This window comes from candidate division KSB1 bacterium (assembly GCA_024655945.1).
GTDB lineage: Bacteria > Zhuqueibacterota > Zhuqueibacteria > JANLFK01 > Oleimicrobiaceae > Oleimicrobium.
Genome location: JANLFK010000005.1, coordinates 81800 through 106457 on the forward strand (window position 1 = coordinate 81800; position 24658 = coordinate 106457).

A 24658-nucleotide genomic window follows, 5' to 3' on the forward strand; every position below is an offset into this window, starting at 1 on the left:
GTTCGCCAGCCTCGCCTGCCAGGCTCGCCATAAGGTTATCCGGGACCAGGTGGGCGCAGGGGACAGCGCCAAGACAACGGAGCGGTGATGGACAAAGCGGCGGTGCAAGTGGAGCACCTGCGCAAAGTCTACGGCGCGACCGTCGCCGTGGAAGACGTCTCCTTCGCGGTGCATGTGGGCGAAATTTTCGGCATGGTCGGCCCCAATGGCGCCGGCAAGACCACTACTATCGAGTGTCTGGAAGGCTTGCGCCGCCCGGATGGTGGCACGGTGCGGGTGCTGGGGCTCGATCCGCAGCAAGATGGCTATGCACTCCGCGAGCGGATTGGCATCCAACTCCAACACGCGGCGCTGCCGCACCGGCTCAAGGTGTGGGAAGCCATGGACCTCTTTGCCAGCCTGTATCCGCGCTCTCTGGACTGGCGGGCGCTCTTGGATCAGCTCGGACTCGCCGAGAAGGCGAACGCACCTGTGGCTAAGCTTTCCGGCGGTCAGAAGCACCGCCTGTTCATCGCCCTGGCCTTGGTCAACGATCCGGAGATCGTGTTCCTGGACGAGCTCACCACCGGGCTCGATCCCCAGGCTCGGCGGGCCATGTGGGACCTAAGTGAGGGATGTCCGCGGCAGGGGGAAAACCATTTTTCTCACCACTCATTTCATGGAAGAAGCGGAGAGGTTGTGCGACCGGGTGGCAATCATCGACCACGGCCGCATTGTAACCCTGGATTCCCCTCACAAACTGGTGGAAAAGCTCGGTGCCGAGCGCCGGGTAGTCTTCACCATCCGGGGTGAGTTTGCGCTCGAACCGCTCCGCCCTATTCCTGGCGTGACGCGCGTAGACAGGAGCGACGAACGCGTCGTCGTTTATGGGACAGGAGAGCAGTTCGTCGGCCAGCTGGTGAACTTTCTTGCTTCCAGTGGCTCTGTCTTTCGCGATTTCCACACCGAGCAGCCGAACCTTGAGGATGTCTTCTTGGCGCTCACCGGCCGGGAGATGCGCGACTGAGGAAGGACAAATGCGCGGCTTCTGGAAACTGACCTGGACAGAGTTGAAGCTCTTTCTGCGCGAGCCCACGGCTGCTTTCTTCACCCTTGCCTTTCCGGTGTTGATGCTCTTCCTCTTCGGCAGCATCTATGGAAACAAATCCACTCCCTTCTTTGGCGGGTATGGCTCGGTCGACGTCTCAGTTCCCGGCTATGCGGCGATGATTATCGCCACCAGCGGCTTGCTCAGCCTCACCATCTTTCTGGCGGCCTACTGTGAGTACGGCATCCTGCGTCCCCTTCAGGCCACGCCCCTGCGACCACAGGCCATTCTGGGCGCCGAGGTGGTAGTCGTTTTCCTCATGACAACCTTGGGCATGATTCTCTTGCTGGTCGCGGCAAAGAGTGTGTACGGGCTCCGTTTTGCCGGCAATGCCGTGAGCGTGGCCGGAGCGTACCTGCTCAGCTGCGCCAGCTTTTTTGCCCTCGGCTTTGTGGTGGCTGGCCTTCTGCCGACCACCCGCACCGCGCAAGTGGTAGCCATGGTCCTCTTCTACCCGATGATTTTTCTGTCAGGAGCGACGCTACCGCGCGAGATTCTGCCGGAGAGCGTTCGCCGGGTAGCTCAGGTGTTGCCACTCACGCACGTGGTTTCGCTGTTGCGCGGTTTGTGGATTGGCGAGCCCTGGGCAAGGCATTTCAATGAGGTAGGCATCCTTGCTATCATTTTCCTTACCGGTGTGGCAGTCTCGGCCAAGACCTTTCGCTGGGAATGAGAAGCGGCGCCAGAACAATCTCATCGCGCGGCGGAGCAGAATCCGCATTGCCTTGCGCCCTCGCGCTCGGCAAGGCGGAATGGGCCTCAGAGGCTGGTGAGCCGCGTGGAACGAGGAAGGCAGTGACATGACCCTGCGGCGTATGTTCTGCCAGCTCCTCCTTCTCTCGCTTGGCGTCTCGCCGGGTATAGGCGCCCCTGGAGAGCCGGGGCCGGGCGTAAGGCTGCAGGTGAGCGCGCCCGCACCTGGAACACTGCTGGTTGAAGCCACCGCCGATGCCCAGGAGGAACAGAGCGTAGACGGGGCGCGCCGCGCCGTCGGAATCGCGGCCTCCGGCTTTCCGGTGCTGGAAAGGCCTGGTCTGCCGCGCTTGCCCTTTGTCTGCCTCACCCTCATGCGCGTGGGGACTTTGCCCTCAGCGCAGCTTGTGCAATTGGCCACAGACACCGTGGCCATCACTCTTGACTCCGGCACCGAGCCCATTGAGGTTTCGTTCTCTGAGGAGGGAACGCATGTCGAAGAGCAAATGGCGCCGCCTACCGGGCTCTACCCGCCTGAACCTCTTGAGCTGTTGCCTGTGGGCAGCTTGCGCGGCAGAGAGCTTATCGCGCTGCGTCTGTTTCCATTCCGCTGCGACGCACAAGGCAAGCTGATTATCCATCGCAAGATGGTAGCGCGCCTGACCGGTGTGGAGGCCATGGGGCCCAGTCGCTTCCTCCCCGGTGGGGCAAAGCTACCGCAGCAGTTGGCCCGTCCGCTGCAGGCTGCCTCAGGTTCTACGGTACCTCACCCCGGCCTGCGCCTGGTCGTCAAGGAGGATGGCATCTATCGCGTCACCGCCGCGCAGATGGCCAAGGCGGGCATCGATCCGGCCACCATTGACCCCAGGAACTTCCGCCTCACGCGTCGAGGCAGACAGGTGGCGGTATATGTCTTCGGCGAGCGCGATGGTCGCTTCGACCCTACCGACTATGTGGAATTCTGGGGGGAGTCCAACCGCCAGACCTTCCAGGCGGTCGCCCCGGACATGTATCTGGACCCTTTTTCGGACGAGAACACCTACTGGCTCTCATGGGAAGGTCCACCGGGGATGCGCATGACCGAAGAGCAAGCAGTCTCGCACACCACCGACCCATGGGCGGTCACCGTGCCGCGTTCCTACTGGTACACCGTGCACGTGGAAAGGGACGACAGTTACAATCGCCTCAGCCAGCTGCCAGCCGATTCCCTCCGCGATCACTGGTTCTTCGACAGCGGCCTGCAAGCGGGTACCTTGCGGGAGTATCGTTTCCATCTGCCCTGGCCTGACCAGGAGGCTGCCGACCAGGCGGAGCTGCGCGCCCTGCTGCACGGGCTCAGTTCGGTCCCTGGGGTCGCACACAACGTCTCTCTGTTCTTAAACGGCTTCCGCGCCGCCGAGGCCCAGTGGATCGGTCAGGAGCGCATGGCCGTGGGGAGCGCGCCTGGTGCCGGGGTGCCGCCCGAACGCTTGCAGCACGGGGATAACGTGCTCACCCTCATCAACAACTTGGCACCGGAGGTTGTTGACCTGGTCGCTCTGAACTGGTTCGAGCTCTCCTACGCGCGGCGCTACCGGGCCGAGGAGGACATGATCGAGTTCGCCCTCCCCAAGGACGCTCCACCAGGAGTGTACGAATTCCGCGTGGACGGCTTCACCGTGCCGAATGTGGAAATCTACAAGCTCGGCGTCAGCAAGATTATCGGCGCGGCGGTGGAGCGCGTGCAGGACGAACAGGAAGGTTGGTCGTACCAAGTGCGCTTTCAGGACCAGGTTTTCTCCTCCGGCACCCGCTACGTGGCCGTAGCAGGCCGGGCGAAGAAGCCACCTCTGCGGCTCGAGCCCGCCGAGCCCACCTGGCTGCGCTCTGTTGCCAATGGTGCGGACTATGTCGCCATTGCCCCGGATAGCCTTGCCCTGGACCCGGCGTTGCAGCAGCTCATCGCGCATCGCCAGTCCCAGGGGTTGCGCACAATGATCGTGCCCTTGCAGGCCGTGTACGACGAATTCAACTACGGCATACCCTCCCCGTATGCCCTGAAGGAATTCCTCAGCTACGCTTGGCACTATTGGCAACCACCTGCGCTCAGCTATGTGCTGCTTGTGGGGGACGGATCATGGGACTACAAGGACAGGCCCCGCCGCGGGGGAAATCTGTTGCCCGTGTTCCTTCGGCAGACCATCAAGTGGGGGGCGGCGGCCAGCGACCACTGGTACGCCCTGGTGGACGGCGGGGACGAGGTGCCGGACCTGTTTGTCGGCCGACTGCCCGTTCGCCACAGCCAGGAGCTCGCGGCGCTGGTGGACAAAATCCTCAGCTATGAGCGCACCAGCCCAATGGATGCTTGGCGGAATCGCCTCCTCCTCATTGGCGGCAACGGCAGCGTCTTTCGCCAGCAGAGCGAAACTCTGTTGGCGGAAGTCATCCCGCCGTTTTTTGCGGTGGAACGTCTGTACACTGGCGCCAGCGCCGCAAATGATCCCTTCGCCGGTGGCACCGCCCAACTCATCGAGCACCTGGCCCAAGGCGTGGCCTATGCGAACTTTCTTGGCCACGGCGGCGGTGCCGTGTGGTCCGACAACTCTCTGTTTCGCCTGGAGGACGTCGCGCTCCTTCCCCGCAACGGACGCTACCCCATCGTCTCCAGCATGACCTGCTTCACCGGGGCATTTGAGGAGCCGACGCGCCGCTCCTTAGGCGAGGAGCTTCTGGTAGCGCCGGGCGCAGGCGCTGTGGCCTTCTTCGGTTCAGCTGGCCTCGGATGGCTCTACAATGACTACTACCTGGTGCGGGAATTCATCGACGCCCTGGTGCAGGCCGATGAGGCCACCACCTTGGGCGAGGTAGTTGCCCAGGCCAAGGTGCGGTATCTGAGCGCATATCCCGGATACTTGAACTACTCCATGGTCAGCCAGTACAACTTGCTCGGTGACCCAGCACTACGCACCGTCTTGCCCCGCCGGACTTGCTCTTTGCAGCTTGCAACCCGAGTGGCAAGGGGAGGGGACTCTTTGCGGGTGCAGGGTGCATGGCAAAGTTCCGGCGTGGCGGTGCTGAATCTTGTCGATGCGCGGCGGAAGACCGTGGACACCCGCCTGAGCTTCGTCCGCAACGGCACCTTTGGCTGCAACTTTGTTGTGCCCAGCGCCTTCACCGGCGCAGGCCATGTGCGGGCCTTTCTTTACGACGAGGCGCAGCGGCAGACTGCGCATGGCGCCATCTCCTTTGCAGTCGCGGAGGTGTACATCGACTCGGTGTGGACTGCGCCGCACAGGCCCCGTGCCACCGACAGCGTGTTGGTGTGCGCCAGGGTCTTCGCCTCGGGCGAACTTGCCTCCGTGACCTGTCTGCTGGAATCACCCCGGGCCGACACCATCGGCATGATCCTCCTGGCGCCGGGCGGCAGTGAGTACGTCGCGCAACGGCAAATCCCGCCCTTTGCGCGTGGTACCCTGGTGCGCCTCAGCGTTGTGGCCCGCGACCAGGCGCAGAACGAGCAGCGCTGTCCCTACTCTTACACCGTGTGCTGGGGGCCGGAGCTTTTTGTCGACCCAAGCGCGACGCGCCTGGGCGGCAGCGGTACGACACAACTGGAAGCAACCATTTGGAATTCCGGTGACGTAGAGTGCAAAGGCGTCCTTGTGGAGGCCTTTCTGCTCGACTCGCCGAGCGGCCAGTGGCGCCACATTGGCAGCACCGTTGTGGACGTGGCTCCGCAGCAGAAGGCTCTGGCTGCCATCCCCGGTTTTTTCGGCAACGGTGCGGTGCACGTGCGAGTGCTGGTGGACGCGGACCAGCGTTTCGAGGAGGCCAACGAGCTGAACAACGCCGTGGACCTCACTCTCCAGGCCGATCGTTTTACCATCAGCCCGCAGTTGGGAAGCACGGTCTGGGGCACCGCAACCGACACCCTTTGCTTTGGCGCCGACCTTGCCCTTGTGGTCGCGCCTGGCAGCTCATCCGTCTCCACGGTGGTGCAGGGACGGCGCATCGACTCCCTGCAGGTGTTCGACCAGCCCGACCTTCGCCCGCTGCGCATCGCGGGCAAGGCGGTGGCTTATGAGCTCCTCACCATGACCGACGGCGCGACGATACCGGCGGCAGCCGGGATTCGCTTTGCCGCCGACTCGCTCTCTCCCTCGGCAGCTGTTTTCGCCTACCGGGGCCTGACTCGCAAGTGGGAGCGTATGCCCCCCTCCCGGAAGGGCAACTGGCTTTGGGCCCTGGTGAGCCTCCCTGCGCGCCTTGCCCTGATGGAGTCAAACGACGTGCTCCCACCCACCATTGAGACCCTCGTGGACGGCCAGGCTCACGTGCACGGGGCTTATGCTGCGCAACAGCCGCTCATCACGTTCCTCGTGCAGGACGCCAACGGCGTGGCGCTGAGTTCCCACAGCCTGCGCATTGTGCTCGATGGACAGCCGCTGGCAAGCAGTAGTCTGCTACTACCGGATTCCGTCCCCAACGGCAACTATGTACCCATCTCCTTCCGCCCGCAGCTTGGGCCGGGGACCCACACTTGCCAGGTGCAGGTCTGTGACTGCAGTGGCAACATCGCCGGCCCTGTGGACATAGTGCTCACCGTTGCTGCCGCGTTCCGCCTGCGGGTGCTCGGCACGTATCCCAACCCCTTCGCCCGTCGAACGGTCTTTGTCTACGAACTCACCCGGTGGGCAAACGACCTGTCGCTGTCGATCTACACAACCTCTGGGCACCTCCTGCGCCGCTTCACCGTGGCAGACGCAAGCGAAGCCCAGAATCCCCTGGCACCCGGCTACCATGAGATCCCGTGGGATGGCACCGATGAGCACGGCGAGCAGGTGGCTAATGGAGTGTACTTCTACAAGCTGCGGTGCGTGGATGGCGAGGAAGTGTTGGAACAGACCGGCACCATTGCGCGGGTGCGCTGAGTGATGAGCAGGGCAGTCCTGAAAACCGCACTCTGCGCTCTTCTCGGGCTCTGCTTGCTGCCCAAGGGGCTGGAGGCTCAGTCCGGCAAGTACGGGGCGGCCTTCCTGGACTTTGGCGTTGGCGCGCGCGCTTTGGCCATGGGCGGGGCCTTTGTGGCCCCGGCCGATGATGGCTCCGCCTTCTATTGGAATCCTTCTGGCCTGACGGGAGTATCGGCCCCACAACTGGCTTTCATGTACGCCTCTGCCTTCGGCAGCATCGTCAACCCTCTGGCGACCTACAACCATCTGGGGGTCTCTGTGCCGCTGCACGGCGGTGCCACGATAGCGGCCAACTACGTCCGCCTGGCGGTGGACGATATCCCCATCTTCCCCGAATTGCGTGGGGAGAGCTTTGGCCAACGGCTTCTCGACCCTACCCTGCGCCCAGACGGGCAACCCCTAGGCTATTTCAGCGACCGCGAAGAGGCCTTTGTGCTCTCCTTTGCGAAAATGAACACCCTGACAACGAGCTTAGGGTGGCTGTACACAGACCTCTCCCTGGAGATACCAATCGGCATCTCGTTCAGAATGGTGCGCCAGCGGCTCTATGGCTTTCGCGCCACCGGCTTCGGCGTCGACCTGGGCAGCATGATACGTCTCGATGTGGGCGCCCTGTTCGACACCCCGTGGGTGGGCACCTTTTCCAGCGGACTCGCCCTGGTCGACGTCGCAGGCACGGCGATGACCTGGAACACCCGCCATCAGGACCGCATTGCTCAGGACCTGCGCCTGGGTTTAGCCTACTCCCAGCCAATGCCATGGCGGAAGAGCACCCTGCTGGTGTGCTGGAGCAAGAAGGAGCGCCCCGCAGCCAGCCACCATTGGGGCCTCGAGTATCGGCTGCCGTGGCTCGCCCTGCGCCTGGGCATAGACAACGGCAAGCTCACCGCCGGAGCCGGATTTGACTTCTGGCGGCTCACCGTCGACTATGGTTTCGTCAGCGGCGACCTTGGCAATGTGCATCGCGTCAGTGGCTCGCTGGTCATCGGCAGAAGGGGGCAACGATGAAGACCAGGACTGCTATTCTGGCCATCGCCAGCCTCTTCCTTCTCTGCAGCAAGGATATCCCAGAGGAACATGGGCCGCCGGCGCCGATCCTTTTGAAACCGCCAGACGACTTGGCCGTCGTTGAGAAAGGCATCGACGCCGTACCCGAAGCGGACGCCATCCAGCTGGACTGGCTCGCGCCGGATGGCGAGGACCTCGCCGGCTTCCGCCTGTATCGTCGCACCGGACGCTCCGGCGCCTTCCTTTTGCTCAAATCGTTCAAGGCGCAGGACAGCACCCATGTGGACGCGGCCGGGATCGAGGTCGGCACGCGCTACTTCTACCTCATGACGGCAGTTGACCACTTCGGTCGCGAAAGTGCGCCTTCCGACACGGTCGACTACCAGCTCGTGCCCAAGGCCTTCAATCTCCACTGCACTGCCTCGCTCACCCCGGTCTTCCGGTGGCACGTGCAGGACTATCCTGGGCAATACGTGCTCAAGCTCTTCGATCTAAGCGACGGCAGCAAGGTGTGGTTTAGCCTGGTGCAGTCCAGCTATACAGGCCAAGAGGAGGTAGTGCCCTACAACTGGGACGGCACGGCGGCAGCTTCTGCGCTGGTTTCCGGGCGGCAGTATCGCTGGCGGGTGGATGTGGTGGGCGTGGAGCGCAATTCGGGGTCCGAGTCGGCCTGGAGCCGCTTCACCGCCGGGCCATGAGCGGCAAAATGTCGTCTGCTGCAAGAATTCTGCTTGACAATTAGCGAAAAAGGTGTATATTAACTTCACCACATGGTCTATAGACGCACACTTCGGAGGCCAGATCATGAAAAAGCTCATGTTGCTGGTTCTGACGGTGGCAATGGTGGCCGCTACCTCGACGAGCTGGGCGCACGGCTGGTTGAACGGGGGCAGAGGCCTGCTGCACGTGCGGCCCGCCTGGTCTATGGAACCGCGCCACTTGACGCTCTACGCCCACTCTGACTTTTTCGGCAAGGTGGGTGAGGTTGACCAACTGACCTCGGTGGCCTACTGGGACGCCGTCGGTCTGGTGAATCTCTCCTATGGATTGAACCGCCGCTTTGAGCTGGGCATCACTCAGGTCGTCTATCAGGACAACCATAAGGTCAGCCCTGGCTACAACCTGCTCGACGACCTCTTTGCCACAGTCAAACTTGGTGGATTGGGCTCCAAGACCAGCGCGCTCTCCTTTGGCCTGGCCGCAAATGGCCGTTTTCCAACGGCAAAGTACCACAACCTCGCCTTCGAGCCCTATTCGGCGGGGAAATTCACTTGGGGCTTCACCGGCATGATGAGCTATGCGTTGGACCCGCTTTACCCAGAGGACGACGTCAGCTTGCACCTCAATCTGGGCTACCTTAACTACAATGACGTTGGCGAGGAGTTGACCGAGTGGCCGAAGAGAATCGGCAACCTCAAGGTGAAAAGCCCGACGCAGGAATTCTTGTACGGCCTGGGGCTCAAGCTTCCGACCAGAGAGTTCGACTATGGTCTCGAGTTCTACGGCAACTCCTTCATCCAGAAGCCGCCAGCCAGCGCCTATGCGCGAGAGAATTACCTTTACATCTGCCCGTCCGTCGCTTACAAGCCGGCGCGCTGGGTGTCGTTCCTGTTCGCCCTCGACTATCGCCTCACCGCCGATAGAGACGAGACCACCTACGGGGTCGGTTACGCCCCCATCGGCCCGTTCAGGGATGAGAAGATCCCCAACTATCCCACCTGGCGCGTCAACGTGGGCGTGAAGTTGGTGTTGCTGCCCACCTCGGTGTACCGCATGACCGAGCGGGACCTCCTGTTGCAGAAGGCAGACACCCGCCGCGAGCTCTTTGAGCAGATCATTCGCGAGCGACGGCAGACAGAGACCGCCGAGCAAGAGCTGGAGCGCATCAAAGAGGAGCGACGCAAGGCAGAACGGGAACTGGAGCGTTTGCGGAAGATCCTGGAAGATCAAGCCAAGCGGCGGGAGGAGCTTCAGAAACTCCGCGAGGAGCTGCCTGAGACGAAGAAGACCGAGCCGCCGCCCGAACCCTGATTATTGCAAGCTACGAAAAGGCAAGCCCTGCCTGTACAGGCAGGGCTTTTGTTTTCTGCGCACAACCGGCTCGCCGTCGACTAATGCTCAAGGCACAGTTGCTGCCGGGCTACTTACCCCCCTAACGGGGAGCTCGACACAGACAAGCTAAAATTCCAGGCCTATGCTGAACCGCTGCACGTTGTCCAGAACACCAAAGTCCAAATAGGCATAGTCCAACTTCAGGCGCACGCGCCCCAGCAGCTCATAAGCAAGACCACCCCCCAGGGACAGCCCTTCCTCGCCATCCCGCAGGAAGAGGGACTTGTAACCGGCCCGCAAGAAGACGTTCTCATTGAACGCATACTCGGTGCCCACATTCAAGTACTCGGTGTTGTTGTTGGGGTGAACCGCATCGATGGCCACGGTCAGGCGATTGTGGGCGGTGTTGAGGAGCTCCATGGCCACCCCCGCCCGGAAGATCAGCGGCAACGACCACTTGTCGGTAGCCAAATGGGCGATGATCTTGTCGTTGTTGCCATATTTGGACGGATCGATGTCGTGGTTCACCTGCGTGTCCTTCCCTTCCAGGCGCATTTTGCCGCCAAAGTTGGAGATGCTGGCACCGATGCGCATCCCTTTCAGCTGCGTGACGAACAGCGTGCCCACGTCGATGGCAAAGCTGGAGGCGCTCATGTGCCATATCTTTTGCTGGATGTATTTGCCGGTAAAGCCGATGGAAAAGCGGTCGGTGAGCGCTCGTGCGTAGGACACCCCCAATGCCGCGTCACTCGCGCCAAAGCGCTCGCCAGTGCCTTCAGGGTAGAACACGGTTCGTACTTCCATCTCGTCCATGCCTAAGGCGCAGAAGCTCGCGCCCAGAGTGCCGAAGGCGCCCAAGGGCAAGGCAATGCCGGCAAAGTCATAGTTCATGTCTGCCAGCCATTCCGTGTGGCCTAAGTGCACCTCGTTGCGCGACAGGCGCGCCAGGCCCGCGGGGTTCCAGTAGAGGGCACTGGCATCGTTGGCCGTGGCCACAAACGCCCCGCCCATGGCCAGCGCTCGCGCTCCCACCTCTATGTCCAAGAAGCAGGCACTGGTCGTGCCGACTTTGGAAACGTTTTCCACAAACTGGCCTTCAGCAGTGCCGCACGCTGCCAGCGCGAGCACTACCCAAAGAACGTTTACCCGTCGCATAGCTGCATAGTCTCCCTACTTACTTGATAACCGCGAACTTGCCAATGGTGCTCCCCAAGCCAGGTGCCTCGATGTGGTAGACGTAGATCCCATAGGCGATTTCCATGCCGTCTTTGGAGAGCATGTTCCACGACTCGGCGCCATTGTCGACGGTGGTGTCGTGATGGATCTCTTTCACCAGGTGACCCCGCGTGGTGAAGATCTTTATGGTACACTTGGGAGGAAGATGGATGAAGTCGATCTTTCGCTCGCCTCGCCCTGACTGGTAGAAATGCTGCGGCTCCCACGAGGCAGTCACCACGTATGGGTTCGGCACCACCGCGATGCGGCTAAGAAGACTGTCGACCTTTGCCTTCGCCTTAGGAAGTTGCAGCTTGCTCCCCTCGGCGGTGAACTGGTAGGTGTCCCGCGAGCGGAAGGGCTTGGTGGTATGCAAGAGCCACACATCGCCGGGCTCCGGGTGGTTAATTTGCACAAAGGTCGTGTCGTAAGCCCAGACGCTATCCCTGAGGGCAATCACCGTATCGATACCCCCGATGGTGGTGTGAATGTACCGCACGTCAACCCGCAACAGCGTCGAGTCCACGAGCATCGAGTCCGGTTTGCTGAGGATGACCTCATAGGTCACGGCACTGCCAGTGGGCGCGGGCATCAGGACGACGGATTCGCCTGGGTTCCAATACTTGTTACCGTCCTTATCCATCAGCACAAAGCGGCACTCACGCTGCTCGCAGACGTTCCAAATGACAAACGGCGCATGTGTGCCAGGAAAGATTTGGCCATCGCGTACGCGCTCACCGATGCGGCCCTCGAACCGGAATTCAAAGTCGCCCTCATACAGCTTCCCGCCGGTGTAAAGGCGAATGGTGTGGGTATAGTTGCAGTCTCCTTTGATCCAGCCGCTATTCTCATGGTCAATGGCCAGCGCTTGGTCTTGCACCACCATTCGCAGCCCGTCAAAGATGGGATTGTCCAGCTGCCCCTGCACGTAGGGACTCCTGAACACCGGGTAGTAGAGGTAGGAGTACTCGTACTCCTGCCCCTTGGCCATCCCGCCGCCGGTGATCATGGCGATCATTCCATTCCTGGCGTCCAGCAGGTAGTCCACGCCGGGCACCAAGAGGCGGCCGCCGCCTGCTGCCGTGACCACAAAGGAGTCGGCCACCAGGGGTGCTGCGGCCAAGGCCACCCAGCCGGTGTCTGCCACGAAGCGGGCGCTGCGTCGCGTCAGGTCCATCACGGAGAAGGTCTTAGTTGTGTCGGAACCCTTGGGATAGTCGTCCTTGAAGCTCACCGCGTAGCGTCGCCCGTCCGGAACGCGCATGGGGTCCACCGGCACGATCTCGATAGTACCTGTGGCAAAACCGTTGACGTGCTGCAGCGAGCCGGCAGTGGTGGAGAGCCGCGGCGCCTCCTTGTAGCCGGCCGCCGGGGCATTCGGCCTCACCACCACGGTGTTGAGGTCGGTGCTCAGCACTCTCCCGGCTGCGTCGGTGCGGATGCGCTTGGAGCACTCGGCCGGAGCCATATCCGGCAGATGGGGAATGGGGCTTATGCCGCGCTCGTAAAAGTCCGAATAGTAGCCCTTGTCGAACGAGCAAACGGCATAGTAGTAGGTCTGGCCGTTCTCCACGTTCGTGTCCGTCCAGAAGTGCAAGAGCCCACTGTCATTGCCCATGTTCATCTGCACGCCGTTGAAGGCCACAGGGTGTGGCCCTTTCAGCCCATCCTTGAGGTCGAAGATGGCCACCGGCTTGTTGAAGGTCGGGTTGCCGTAAGCGTCGGTGATTGTGTAGGACTCCAAGAAGCCCGGGTCGGTGCTGCGATAGATGCGGTAGCCCTCGAAGTCAAAGCCGTAGATCGGGTCCCAGGACTTCTCTGCAGACCTGTCCCAGTAGAGTGTCACCTTGCGGTCGCCAGGCACTGCCGTCACCTTTGGTTTGAGCGGCGGCTTTGTGAAGTTGTAATCGCGGTCGTAAATAATCTGCATGATGCGCGCATTGCGGAAAATGTCTTCCTGATCCTCGCCGAAGAGCATGGCAATGGCGAACTTGCGCATGCGACCCGGCTTGAGGGGGAAGTAGCCGGAGCCGTAGAGGAAGGTGATGTCGGTGGTCTGCTCCGGGTTATCGATGAAGTGGCCAGGAGTGGTGAGCTGCCACATCTCCTCGTCGTTGGCCAGGTTGAGGCCCTTGCGCCAGTCCTTGGCATCGAAGCTGGTCAAGCCGATCTGGTCAGTCTCGTCCTTGTCCGTGTACTCAAAGTTTGGCTCTCCAGGGTCAGGCTTGCCATTGCCTTCCGTGCCATCGGCATCGGGTCCCATGTACTCCGGCATCAACGGTCCCACGCCATCGCTGCCAATATCGTCGGTCTCCGGGTCCCAATCGCCGTCGTTGTCGATGCCGTCGTCCTGGCTTTCGTCCACCATCCCGTCGCCGTCGTTGTCGATCCCGTCAAAGGGGTCGCCGGGCGACTCTAAGTACTTGAAGCCGAAATAGGCCACCGGCCCGCCCCAGGCGCCCACGTTGTCGTGGTCATACTGGTAGACGATATCGTCCTGGCGATCGAACCAGCTATCATCATCGCGCTGGTCACCATCGTCGCCCACGTCCGCGTCGCCGTACATGCCAAAGACCATCTTCCGGTACTCGGTCAATCCGGTGTTTTTCACCCAGTAGGTCCAAATGAGAATGTCCTCTGCCGCAGGGTGGGCCCACTGGTAACCGCGCACCTGGACCTCGATGGCCAAACCGCGCTTGGTGGAGTCGAAGGGGTCAGGATAGAACTTGAACTCGTCGTTCACATAGTCGTTCATCACGAAATACGACTCCTGGTCGGCGCGGGCATAGGCACCATATTGGCCGTTCCACAGAGGCACGCGGGTCACAGGGTTCACCCACTCCGGCCGATCCGGCCACACCCAGGGCCAGCTGTCTGGTTTGCCATCGCCGTCGTTGTCCAAGGCATCACTCATCGCCACGTTGCTCTGGTTCGGATCGGCATAGCCGGGCAGCGGCTCAAATCCCCATTGGTAACCAAGAGGCGACCTATCGTTGCGACTGGCATCGGCATACCCATCGCTGAAGATGTGGCGGATGTTGCCCTCCGCATCGACCACCTCGGCACCAATGATCGGGGTGAATTCGGCAATGTACGAGTGCCCGGAGCCCTTTGGATACACCCCGGACAGGTAGCGATAGCCGCCATACCAGTTGCCAATGGAGCCGTAATTGTAGAAAATAGTCATGATTTTGTTGCCGTCGTGGATGCCGCTCTTGCGGTCCTCATGGCCCAACGGCTTCGGCAACCGCTGAGGAGCCGACTGCAGCGGCCCCCCAGAGGCGGCGATTGCCGCATCGGTGCTCAACGGCAGCATGCCCCCCAGGAGAAAAACGGCTACAACAGGCGTGATGGCTCGCACGTTTTTCGACCTCCTCACAGTTGACCTGGTGATCATGGCTATGCTCCCCGCTCAGAAGCCGATGCCAACGCCAACCTTCACTTCGCGCGGCGCCGAATAGAAATCGGGACGTACCAGGTACTCTTCCAGCGTATTCGGCCCATGCACCTCGCCGGTGTAGGTGGGAATAAGGGTATAGGTGGCGCGGCCAGTGTCGCTGTAGACATAGTCCTCATTGCGCCGATCGAGCAGATTGTAGACATTGCAGAACACCGAGAAGCGCAGACCGCGCAGATAAAAGTCATAGTTGGCCCGCAGGTCCACGTTGTACTGGGCCGGCTTCCGCTCGCTATTCTCGATGGCCGTGCGAATACCGCGGAACATGGGCGTGTACGGCAAGCCACTGCCATACTGGCCGATGAGGCTGACCGCCCAGCGCCTGCCATCGCCAACGGTCACGCTCGCGTTGAGCGTGTGCGGCTGGTCCCAATCGAGGTAGACCATCTGCTTTTCCGGCTCGCGGTTGCTGGCAGCGTCAAGGAAGGCCGCCTCGGGGTCAGAAGCATTCCCCTCCGCCACGGAATAGGTGTAGTCCAAGGTCGCGGCCACATAGTTGCTCGGCCGCTTGGTCAGCGAAAAGGTAATGCCACGTACGTTGCCATAGTCGCGGTTGATGTACAGTCCGTACATGTCGCCGCTGCTGTAGGTCTCGATGATCTTGGTGCCGAGCAAGTTGCGCACGTCCTTGTAGAAGCCGGTCACGCTGATGGCGATATCGTCAGAGAGCTGCTGCTGCAGGCCCATCTCGTAGCTGGTGGTACGCTGCGGCTCCAAGTTGGCATTGCCAATGTAGGTGCTGAACCCGCTGGTAACCTCGAACTCTGGGTTGGTGTAGAGGTACGAATAGGCAGGAATCTGCAAAAAGTGCCCATAGGAGAAGTGGATAACACCGCGATCGGTAATGGGATAAGCAATGCCGACGCGCGGGCTGATCTGGTACTTCTTGCTGGCCTTCTTGAACCAGGCGAGGTTCCCCTTCCGAATGGGAGCCCCTGTGGCCGGATCCACAAAGGTCACCGGCCCGGAGATGAGGCGCGGGTTCTTGGTAACCTCGTCCACCAGACGAATGTCACGCGCGGTGGGCTCCAGTGGCTCGCCCGTGTTCGGGTTGATGTAGGTGACCGCGCGGGTGGTCGGATCGATGCGCACCGGCACTTTCACGCGGAGGGTCCCCGATTCGGTGACCGCATCCAACAGGGCGTACTTGTTGGGCAGCCACAGGTTGGGGTCCTGCGGGTCAGTCAGCACGCGCCCATCCGGCTCAAAGAGCTCAAAACGCACCCCAACGTTGACAATCATCTCTTTGAGTTCGATCTTGTCTTGCAGGTAAGCCGAAAACTCCTTGGGATAGTTCTGGTAGCGGTCATGCGCCGGAGAGGTGATGTCCGGTATCTGCGGCACATAGTCCGTGCTTTGGTCCAGGAGGATGGTAAAGGTGTCCAGGAAAATCTTGTTCCAGCGGTACTCGAAACCACCCTTCAGCTGGTGCGCCCGGTGCACCTGGCTGACGATTTCGCCTTTGTACACGTGCGTGGTAGTGTTGCGGTAGTAGTGGTTCATGTTCGTGCCGCCGGAGTAGAACATGTACCCGCTGGACGCCCGGAACCGGTTCGGATGCACATAGCCAGGGTGCTCAGGGTCCTGGTACTTCTGCAAGGGGTTCTTGTACACGTAGCTCTTGTAGTCGTTGAAAAAGTTCGAGTACTTCAGGCTGTAGAAAGTCTTGGGCGATACCGTGTGCGTCCAGGTCAGGATCTGGCTGTAGCTCCAGGTGTAGTTCATCGGCCTGCCATCGGGATTCAGCTTGTAGGCATGGCTGTACGTCTGGTAAGTAATGTCGTCGGCGATGAGGTTGTAGGTCAACTTCATCGACGGCCGGAGGGTGTAGGCCAGCTTGATCTGCCCGGAAAGCTTCTCGTAGGGATTCATCGGCACGGGCTTGTTATCGCCCGTCTGCTCGATGTGCCACTTGCTCGGGTCAGGATTGCTAAAGTCATTGGAGTCGGCAGGCATGTAGCGGCGAATGCCGTACAGATAGCCATCGCTGTCGTAATAGCGGCCACTGAGGAAGAAAGTGGCCTTGCCCTTCAGGCCCGGAATGGGGCCGCTGAGGCTCGCTCGCGCATCGACGGTGGCCAGCGGATTGACGTCGTCGATGTTGTAGAAAAGGGAGGTGTCGCGGCTCACATAGTCCCCCACATAAACCGCAGCCTCGCCGCTGTAGTGGGCGGCGCCCTCCTTAGTGACGATGTTCACCACACCGGACATGGCCTGGCCGTACTCTGCATTGAACGTGCCGCTTACCAGCTCCAGCTCCTGGATGGCGTTGTTCTCCACCGAGACGGCCATGCTCGCGTTAAAGCCGTCGGTCACCGAGATACCGTCTACCAGATATGCGATCTCTCCGGCGCGACCGCCTCGCACGTGGATCTCCCCCCCGGTGCCACGCACCACACCGGCCTGCAGCTCCAGCACCTGGAAAAAGTTGTCCACCGGCATCTGCTGGATCTGCTCGGCCGCCACCACTGCCCTGCTGGAGGTGGCGTCGACCTGAATGAGGGGGCGCTCCGCGGTGACGGTCACCGTTTCGCCCAGCAGCACGGCGGCCTCAAGCTGGGCGTTGACCTCGGTAGTGTGGTCGACGCTGACCCGGACATCCACCGTGCGCACGCTCTTGTAGCCGATCATCGTCATGCGCAGCACGTACGTGCCTGGCGGCACGTTGAGGATCACATACCGCCCCTGGGCGTCGGTGGCCGCGCCCATGTTGGTCCCTTCCAACAGCACGTTCACGCTCGGAAGTGGTTCGTTCGTCTGGGCGTCCGTCACGCGTCCGGCGATTTTGCCGGTCGTGCCGCCCAGCGCCGTGCCCACCGCGATGGCGCACACAGCGAGCACCAAGAGTAGCCTCTTCATCGCTTTCCTCTTCCTCCTCGTTCACCAACTGAGAAGCGCTCTCATGAGCAAGAGCGCACGGCCATTTCTCAGCTCAAAAACCGACCACAAGGGAGTAGCGGTGCACACCGGTCAGGCGACCAAAATCGGCATACGAGTAGTCCAGGGCAAGGCTGGCAGCCCCGCCCAAGGACCAGCGCACGCCGCCGCCCACGGTGAGCCCCCCTTCCAGCTCATCCATCCCCATACCCCGATAGCCGCCGCGCAGGAACACCAAGTCCCTCACTGCGTATTCGAAGCCAGCATTCAGGTACTCGTAGTTGTCGCTAGGGTGCACTGCGTCTGCGGCGATGGTAAGTCGATTGAAGCCGGTGCGAAGAACATCGAAGCTGATGCCGATCTTCAGGCTCAGCGGCAGGTCCCAGCGGTTGACCTCCAGCGCCGCCCTGATCTGGTCGTTATTCCCTTCGATGGTGCGATCCGGGTCCACGTAGAGCAAATTAGCTCGCCCTTCCATGCGCGATTTGGTGCCGAAATTGGACATGCACACCCCAATCTTGAGATCCCGGTACTTGCTGCGGAAAAAGGTGCCGATGTCCAAAGCCAGGGCGCTGGAGGACATGCTCCAGATGTTCTGTCGGATGAACTTGCCGTTGAAGCCGAGGGAGAAACGGTCAGTGAGGGAGCGGGCATAAGAGAGACCCAGCGCCAGGTCGTTGGCACCAAAGAGTTCCCCGGTGCCTTCCGGCTCGAAGACGGTGCGCACCTTGTCGTCCGGTACGGCAAGGGAGGTCACGAACATCCCCACGGTGCCGGCGTTGCCCAAGGGAACCGCCAGGGCGGCAAAATCGTAGCTGATGTCGGCAAGCCACTCCACGTGCATGAAGGTGGCCTGGTTGCCCGCCAGCTGCGTGAGGCCGGCGGGGTTCCAATAGATGGCGTTGACGTCGTTAGCCGTAGCCACAAAGGCCTCGCCCATGGCCGTGGCCCGGGCACCCACGCCTATTTTGAGAAACTGGGCGCACGTGGTGCCGGATTTGGTCACCTGGGCAGTGGCCACCCCGTACCAGGCACCCACGAACATGGCGATCAGCACTGCATAACCCGCCTTCTTCATCTCAGCCCTCCACATGGCAAGGACCGGTGTTCGCTCAATTGCCCGCCCAGTTACTTGATCACGGCCAGGCGGCCAATCTTCTGTCCGAATCCAGGGGCGTCCACGTGATAGATGTAGACACCGGAAGCAATCTCCAAGCCATCCTTGGACAGCAGGTTCCAGCTCTGGGAGCCATCGAACACCGTGCTGTGATGCTCGATGGTCGCCACGTGCTCGCCAACGATGGTGTAGATGCGAATGGTGCAATCTTGCGGCAGGTGGATAAAGTCCACGCGCCGCTCGCCGCGCCCCACCGAAAAGACCTCAGGCGGCGGCGTCTCCAAACCGGAGGCGGACACGTACGGATTAGGCACCACCGCAATCATGTCCAGCAACCGCTTCTTGGCGTCCCCCTCCTTGGGGACCTCGATACGGGCCGGCTGCCCCTGGACCACGTAGCGATCGATGCTCTCAAAGGGCTTGGCAATGAAGACGCGAATCACCGAGTTGGGCCTGGGGGTGTCATATTCCGTCGGCTCAGTCGGCGGCAGGAAGGTCACTTCCCACGTGCCCTTGAGCGTGGTGCCCTCTCCCACCAAGGCGACCACCCTGTCGCCCACCGTGGGACTGTGGCTGTTGTCGGTATCGTAGAACACCATATCCAGCTTCTTCCCCTCGCTGGCGTTCCACACCTCAAAGGTCACCGGCTGCGGATTGACGAACATCGAGGTATCCCGAATCTGGTCGAAGAAGCGTATCTCGATGTCTCTGGGCAGCTTCTTGCCGCCGGCGAATGCCAAAGCTCGTAGCGCAAAGACCGCCGGGCCTGCGGTCCACTTCGCCGAGTCCACCGCGATAGAGCCTACGTCTTTGATCTGTGCCTCATACGGCCCAAAGCGGAAGGTGCCATTCCAGAGCGTTTCGATGTCGCCCACCTTGAGGGGCCCCACCACCTGCCGTCCTGCCGCTGTGGTCACGCTCACCCTGGTGGGCTGATTAGTAGCCGTGGTAAACCCGATTACGTAGGTCGTCGTGTCTAGGAGCGTGCGGTCAAGCACGCGCACGTTCAAGGTGCCGGTACTGTAGCCTGCCGCGTGCGTCGTGGCGCAAGTGGCGTCCACCAGGCCAGCGGCAGGGGCAGAAGGTACTGCTGCCTTGACGTTCGGGCCGTCGACGATGCGCGGGCACTCCAGAGGCGGCACGTTCCCCTCCACGCTGCCCCGGTCATAGGCGGTCACCGCGTAGTAGTAGGTCAGCCCATTGACAAGGCCAGTATCTGTGTAAGAGTGCACCAGGCCTGTGTTCTTGCCCAAATAGAAGTGCAATCCGCTCTCGAACTCTACCGGATGCGTGCCTTCTATGTCATTGATGGCATCAAATTGCGCCAGCGGTACGTAGGCCACCTGCACCCCGCGGTTGTTGGTAATGGGATCTCCCCATTTGATCTTGTCGTTGCTCCGGTAAATCTTGTAGCCTTCAAAGTCAGCGCCGAACACCGGGTCAACCGACTTTTCCGCCGCATCGTCCCAGTAGATGGTCACGCGCCGGTCGCCGGGAACCACCCAAACATTCGGTGGATCGGGCGGCTTGGTGAACTGGAAATTGAGCTTGTAGATCCAATCGGCCACAGCCGCGTTGGCCAGCAGGTCTTCTTTGTTCTGCCCCAAGAGGATGGCAATGGACATGCGCTCCGTCTCGCCCGGCTTGAGGGAGAAGTAGCCAGAGCCGAAAATGAAGATGTTGTCCTGATTCTGCTGGATGCCGGTGGGGTTGAAGGTGCCTGGGGTCATGCGCTGCCACATCTTGTCGTCCATCGCCGCCACCTCGGTAGCATAGACCGGGGCGGCGAAGCTGGTCAAGCCCAGTTGGTCACTCTCGTCAGGATCCAGATGCTCAAAATCGGGTTCGCCGGGGTCGGGCCGGCCGTTGCCCTCGGTGCCATCAGGGTCGGGCCCAGGGTAAGCCGGGTGCCACCACCCCAAGCCATCGGAGCCCACGTCGTCGGACCTGCCGTCCAAGTCGCCAAGGTCATCGATGCGGCCATCGCCGTCATCGTCGATGCCGTTCCACCAGTTCTGCTCCGGTGTGTCCGCTTTGGCGAGCTCATCGGTAGCCTGCCAGTCCCCGTCGTCGTCAATGCCGTTGCGCTGCGACTCATCCACCAGGCCGTCACCGTCGTTGTCGATGCCGTCATTTGCCACTCCGGGACTCTCTAAGAACTTGAACCCGAGCATGCCCAGCTCCGACCAGGGAATACCAAAGTCGTTGCTCGATCCCGGGTTGTCCCATGAGTAGACCATGTTGCGCACGCGGTGCGTCTCGCCGGTGAAGCTGTCCTTGCCCTGCGTGTCGATAAAGCCGGCCCAGTCATCGGAAAAGTCGCCTGCCCCGCCGATGTGCGGGTCGCCAATCATCCCCACCACCACCTTGTCCAGCGTCTTGTCGCTGACGTTGGTGATTTCAAACTGGAAGAAGATGATGTCTTCCGCTACCGAGGCGGCGTACTGATAGCCTCGCGCAGTGACCTGAATGCCGAGCCCGCGGCGGCTCGGGTCGTTGACAAACGGATAGTACTCAAACTCGGCGTTCCACCGGTCATCCATCACATAGTAGCTCTCCAAGTCGGCAATGATGATGTTGTTGCCGTATTGACCGGGCCACAGGAGTTTGCCATTGGCGTCGCGCGGAAAGAGCTCGCCCCAGGTTTCGGGCCGGTTGCTCATGGCAATACCGCCCTTGTCGCGCTGGGCCTTGGGCCAGGTGGCGTACACCTCCGGGGAAACGCCATAGCCGGGCAGCGGCTCCCACCCCCAGGCATTGATGCCGCCGGTGATGTCCTCGTCGCCGCCGTCCAGCATGCCGTCGCTAAAGATTTGCACCGTCGCCCCCTTGGCGTCCACCACCTCGGCCCCCACCAGCAACCCGAACTCGTAGCCGTAGCCACGGCCGCTGTAGATGGGCCACTCCACGGAAGGCTCGGTGTTGGGCGCGCCTACCGAGCCGTAGTTGTAGAACAGGGTGCGCACCTTGTTCCCATCATGCAAACCGAACATTCGCTCGTGGTGAGAGGTGGGCTTTGCCAATGCGGCGGCCCGCGCCCGCTCCTCCTGCCACCGGCGGAACTCCTCCTTGCTCCAGTATTTCATGGGCTTGCCCCGCTGCCCTACAGCGCCCTGCTGGGCAGCAGCCCCCGCCACAAGCATCACCAGCACGACAATGACCCCCGCCGCTTTCATCCATTCTTTGCTCATAATTGCTCCCACGGTTTGCCGTGTTTCAGAATGGCCGCCTTTGCCACGGGCCTCGATCAAAACTCCAGGGAGAGACCCATGAACAGCTCGCGCGGCTTGGAATACCAGTGCGGACGGTTCTCCCACGCGTCGGTCATCACGCCGCCATAGCGGGCTAACCCATAACCGGTACGTCCGGTGCTGTCCCACACGATGTTCTCATTCTTGCGGTCCAGCAGGTTGTAGCATTTCAAGTAAAGGGTCAGGTACAGCTTGTCCGCACCCATGCGCCAGGGGAATGTCTTGTAGGCATGGAGATCGAACTTGACGATGGGGATCTTGCGGCCACTATTCTCGGTGGCGACGCGCACGATCTCGTTCGCCCCCATCGGCGTGTACGGGTAGCCACTCTCAAATCGCCCGATGACGTTCACGCCCCAATTCCGTGGCCGCGCCACGTTGGCGTTGATGCGGAAGGTGTGGGGCTGGTCCCAATCCAGGTATACGACCTGTTTCAGCGGCTCGATGGACAGCCGGTAGTCGCGGCGGGTACGCGTCGGATCGGACTCGTTGCCCTCGGCTACCTGGTAGGTGTAGTCCACCGAGGCCGAGAAGAAATTGGAGAAGCGCTTGTCCAGCGTGAGGGTGACGCCCTTTACATGACCAAAGTCGCGATTGATGTAGAAAGCATAGGCGTCGCCGCTGGCAAAGCGGTAGATGCGCTGCCCCAAAAGGTTGCGAATGTCGCGGAAATAGGCTTTGACGTACACCGCCACATCTTCCGCGAGCTGCTGCTCGAAGCCCAGCTCGTAGCTGATGGTCTTCTGGGGCTTCAGGTCTGCGTTGCCAATGTCCGTTTCGATGACCCCAGGCTTGACCTCAAAGTCCGGGTTGTGGTAGAGACGCGAATAGGGCGGGATCTGGAAGAAGTGGCCATAAGAGAAGAAGAGCTTCCCCTTGTCGGTAATCGGATGGGCCAAGGAGAAACGGGGGCTCAGTTGCGTCTTCACCGCGGCCGGCTTCAAGATGGGCTGCCCCTGGACCACCCAGCCAGTCAGGTAGTCGGCGGCAGGGTCGAAGTAGTCGAAGCGCAGCCCGATGTTGACCACCACGTCGGCCAGTTCGATTTTGTCCTGCACGTAGGCGGCAAGCTCCACCGGAAAATGGTGGTACTTGTTGTTGAATCGGCCGGCTGCATCGATAATGTCGCCTCGGATGCCGTTGCCGTTGTCATCCCCGGCATCTGTCCACGCCCCATCCAGATTGATGTCGGTGAAGGGCTCGCCAGGGGAATAGGCACCGTCGCCATTTTCGTCGACAAACGGCTCCGCCCGCTGGTCCACCAGCACGTCGTAGTCGTGCCGGTACAGGTCGTGGCGTTTCACTTCCACACCCGCCTTCATCTCGTGGGCGCTGCCCACCTGCGCCGTGATATCGAACTTGCCCGACCAGGTGATGGCATTCTGCACCAAGCGGCTATTCACCGTACCGCCGGTGTAGAACTCATAGTTGGAGTCCTCTTTGTAGTAGCCGCTCCACACATAGCGGGGGTCCCTGGGGTCCTCATAGGCGTAGTAGCGGTACTGATCCCAGTAGTAAGATCCGACCACGGTATAGAAGGCCCTGCTGGAGAGCTGGTGGGTGAGCTTGAGGCTGTGCCGTTCGCCGCGCTCAAAGTGCTGCAACTGTCCCTCGACGATAAACTTGCGAGCATGGTCGTAGTTGCGCCAGCGGTCATTCTGGTAGAGGCCGGTGTATTCCAGTTTCATCCCGGGGGAGAGGAAGAAAGAGAGCTTCGCCTGCATGTTCCTGCGCAGCGCCGGATTCATGGCCACGATCTTCCCGTCACCGGTGCGAGTCGAATCGGCAAAGTCCGTGGGACTGTGCAGCCGTATGCCGTAGAGGTAGCCACTGTCGTCAAGATAGCGGCCGGACAGGAAGAGCGCCAACTTCTTGCCCAGACCGGGAACAGGACCGCCGACGCTGAGCTCCAGCTCCTTGGTGTTCAGGGGGCGGAAGGCATAGTGGTCGCCAATCTGCTTGTTGTACTCGATGGCATAGTCGGTGAGAATATCCCCTGTCTGCAGGGAGAGAGCCCCGGTGTACGACTGCCGCCCTTCCTTGGTCTGGATGTTGATGACGCCAGAGAGCGCCTGTCCGTACTCGGCGTTGAAAGAGCCGCTGATGATGGACAGCTCCTCGATGGCGTTGGTGGCCACCTGCAGACCGAGGGTGTTGCTAAAGGGATTGACGTTGGCCACTCCGTCAACAAGATAGGCGATCTCATCGGCACGCCCGCCACGGATGTGGATGGCGCCGTCGCGGCCGACCGACACGCCCGCCTTGGTCTCCACCATCTGCTGGAAGGTCTCGATGGGCGCCGCGGCGATTTCGTCGGAGGTGACGACTGCGGCGCTGGCCGTGGCGTCTCGCTGGATCAGCGGCCGCTCGGCCACCACCGTCACGGTCTGCCCCAGGTCCAACACCGTCGGCGATAGCTGGAAGTTCACCTCAGTGGTGAGGTCGGTCTTGACGCGCACATTCTCCACCACCGAGGTGGTATAGCCCATCATGGTGGCACGAAGCTGGTAGGTTCCCGGTGGCACATTGAGGATGAAGTAGCGCCCTTCGGCGTCGGTTGCTGCCCCCATCATCGTCCCTGGCACGACCACGTTCGCACCAGGCAGGGGGTCCCCTGTCTGGCTGTCGCGCACCAGACCGGCGATCTTGCCCGTGGTCCCACTCCAGGCGCCGGGGAGGATAGCGAGAAGCAGGAAGGCTACCACGAGAGCTCGGACCGTTCTCATGACCAGATCTCCTCTCGCTAATGGCTCGAGATGGCAGTGCGCCACCTCTCTCAATCATTGGCAGAGATCACCTGTCCGTGCTGCCTCCTGACTACAAGGGAGGCACCCCTGACCACGGTGATCGTACGCTGGCAATATAAGGAATAGCATCGTCTTTGTCAAGACAAAAGTACGGGCCCCCACCGCAACTCTCGCCCGGTCCGCAGCCAACTCCCTCTGCCGA

The 24658-nt window shown here is 61.3% G+C and carries 11 protein-coding genes and 1 pseudogene; 6 read left to right on the forward strand and 6 right to left on the reverse strand.

All coding sequences use genetic code 11. The annotated features are described in order from the left end of the window. Window positions 1-87: 87 nt before the first annotated feature. The 6 genes and pseudogenes from NUW13_08235 (at window position 88) to NUW13_08260 (ending at window position 9771) form a co-directional block, all read left to right on the forward strand. Window positions 88-1006, forward strand: a pseudogene (locus NUW13_08235) (ABC transporter ATP-binding protein). Window positions 1007-1016: 10 nt separating this feature from the next. After that, window positions 1017-1760 (forward strand): ABC transporter permease, encoded by a 744-nt coding sequence (locus NUW13_08240; protein MCR4439014.1) that lies wholly within the window; start codon window positions 1017-1019, stop codon window positions 1758-1760. 127 nt (window positions 1761-1887) lie between these two features. Further along, window positions 1888-6690, forward strand: a complete 4803-nt coding sequence (locus NUW13_08245; protein MCR4439015.1) for a C25 family cysteine peptidase — start codon at window positions 1888-1890, stop codon at window positions 6688-6690. 3 nt (window positions 6691-6693) lie between these two features. Further along, a complete protein-coding gene (locus tag NUW13_08250; GenBank protein MCR4439016.1) occupies window positions 6694-7740 on the forward strand; it encodes a hypothetical protein in 1047 nt (348 codons plus the stop codon). Continuing rightward, entirely contained in the window at window positions 7737-8438 is a 702-nt protein-coding gene (locus NUW13_08255; GenBank protein MCR4439017.1) for a hypothetical protein, read from the forward strand. The genes NUW13_08250 and NUW13_08255 overlap by 4 nt, the downstream gene beginning before the upstream one ends. Window positions 8439-8544: 106 nt before the next feature. Beyond that, window positions 8545-9771, forward strand: coding sequence for a hypothetical protein (locus NUW13_08260; GenBank protein ID MCR4439018.1), 1227 nt, complete (start codon window positions 8545-8547; stop codon window positions 9769-9771). 147 nt (window positions 9772-9918) lie between these two features. Here NUW13_08260 and NUW13_08265 read toward each other — a convergent pair whose 3' ends face one another. From NUW13_08265 to NUW13_08290, 6 genes are all read right to left on the reverse strand, one after another. Beyond that, window positions 9919-10947 (reverse strand): PorV/PorQ family protein, encoded by a 1029-nt coding sequence (locus NUW13_08265; GenBank protein ID MCR4439019.1) that lies wholly within the window; start codon window positions 10945-10947, stop codon window positions 9919-9921. Window positions 10948-10966: 19 nt separating this feature from the next. Next, complete coding sequence (locus tag NUW13_08270) at window positions 10967-14368, reverse strand: hypothetical protein (GenBank protein ID MCR4439020.1); 3402 nt, start codon at window positions 14366-14368, stop codon at window positions 10967-10969. A gap of 51 nt (window positions 14369-14419) precedes the next feature. Next, a complete protein-coding gene (locus NUW13_08275; GenBank protein ID MCR4439021.1) occupies window positions 14420-17323 on the reverse strand; it encodes a TonB-dependent receptor in 2904 nt (967 codons plus the stop codon). A 73-nt stretch (window positions 17324-17396) separates the two neighbouring features. Then, window positions 17397-18419 (reverse strand): PorV/PorQ family protein, encoded by a 1023-nt coding sequence (locus tag NUW13_08280; protein ID MCR4439022.1) that lies wholly within the window; start codon window positions 18417-18419, stop codon window positions 17397-17399. Window positions 18420-18469: 50 nt separating this feature from the next. After that, on the reverse strand, window positions 18470-21649 hold the full coding sequence (locus NUW13_08285; GenBank protein ID MCR4439023.1) for a hypothetical protein: 3180 nt from the start codon (window positions 21647-21649) through the stop codon (window positions 18470-18472). 56 nt (window positions 21650-21705) lie between these two features. After that, window positions 21706-24435, reverse strand: coding sequence for a TonB-dependent receptor (locus NUW13_08290; GenBank protein ID MCR4439024.1), 2730 nt, complete (start codon window positions 24433-24435; stop codon window positions 21706-21708). Window positions 24436-24658 lie beyond the last annotated feature (223 nt).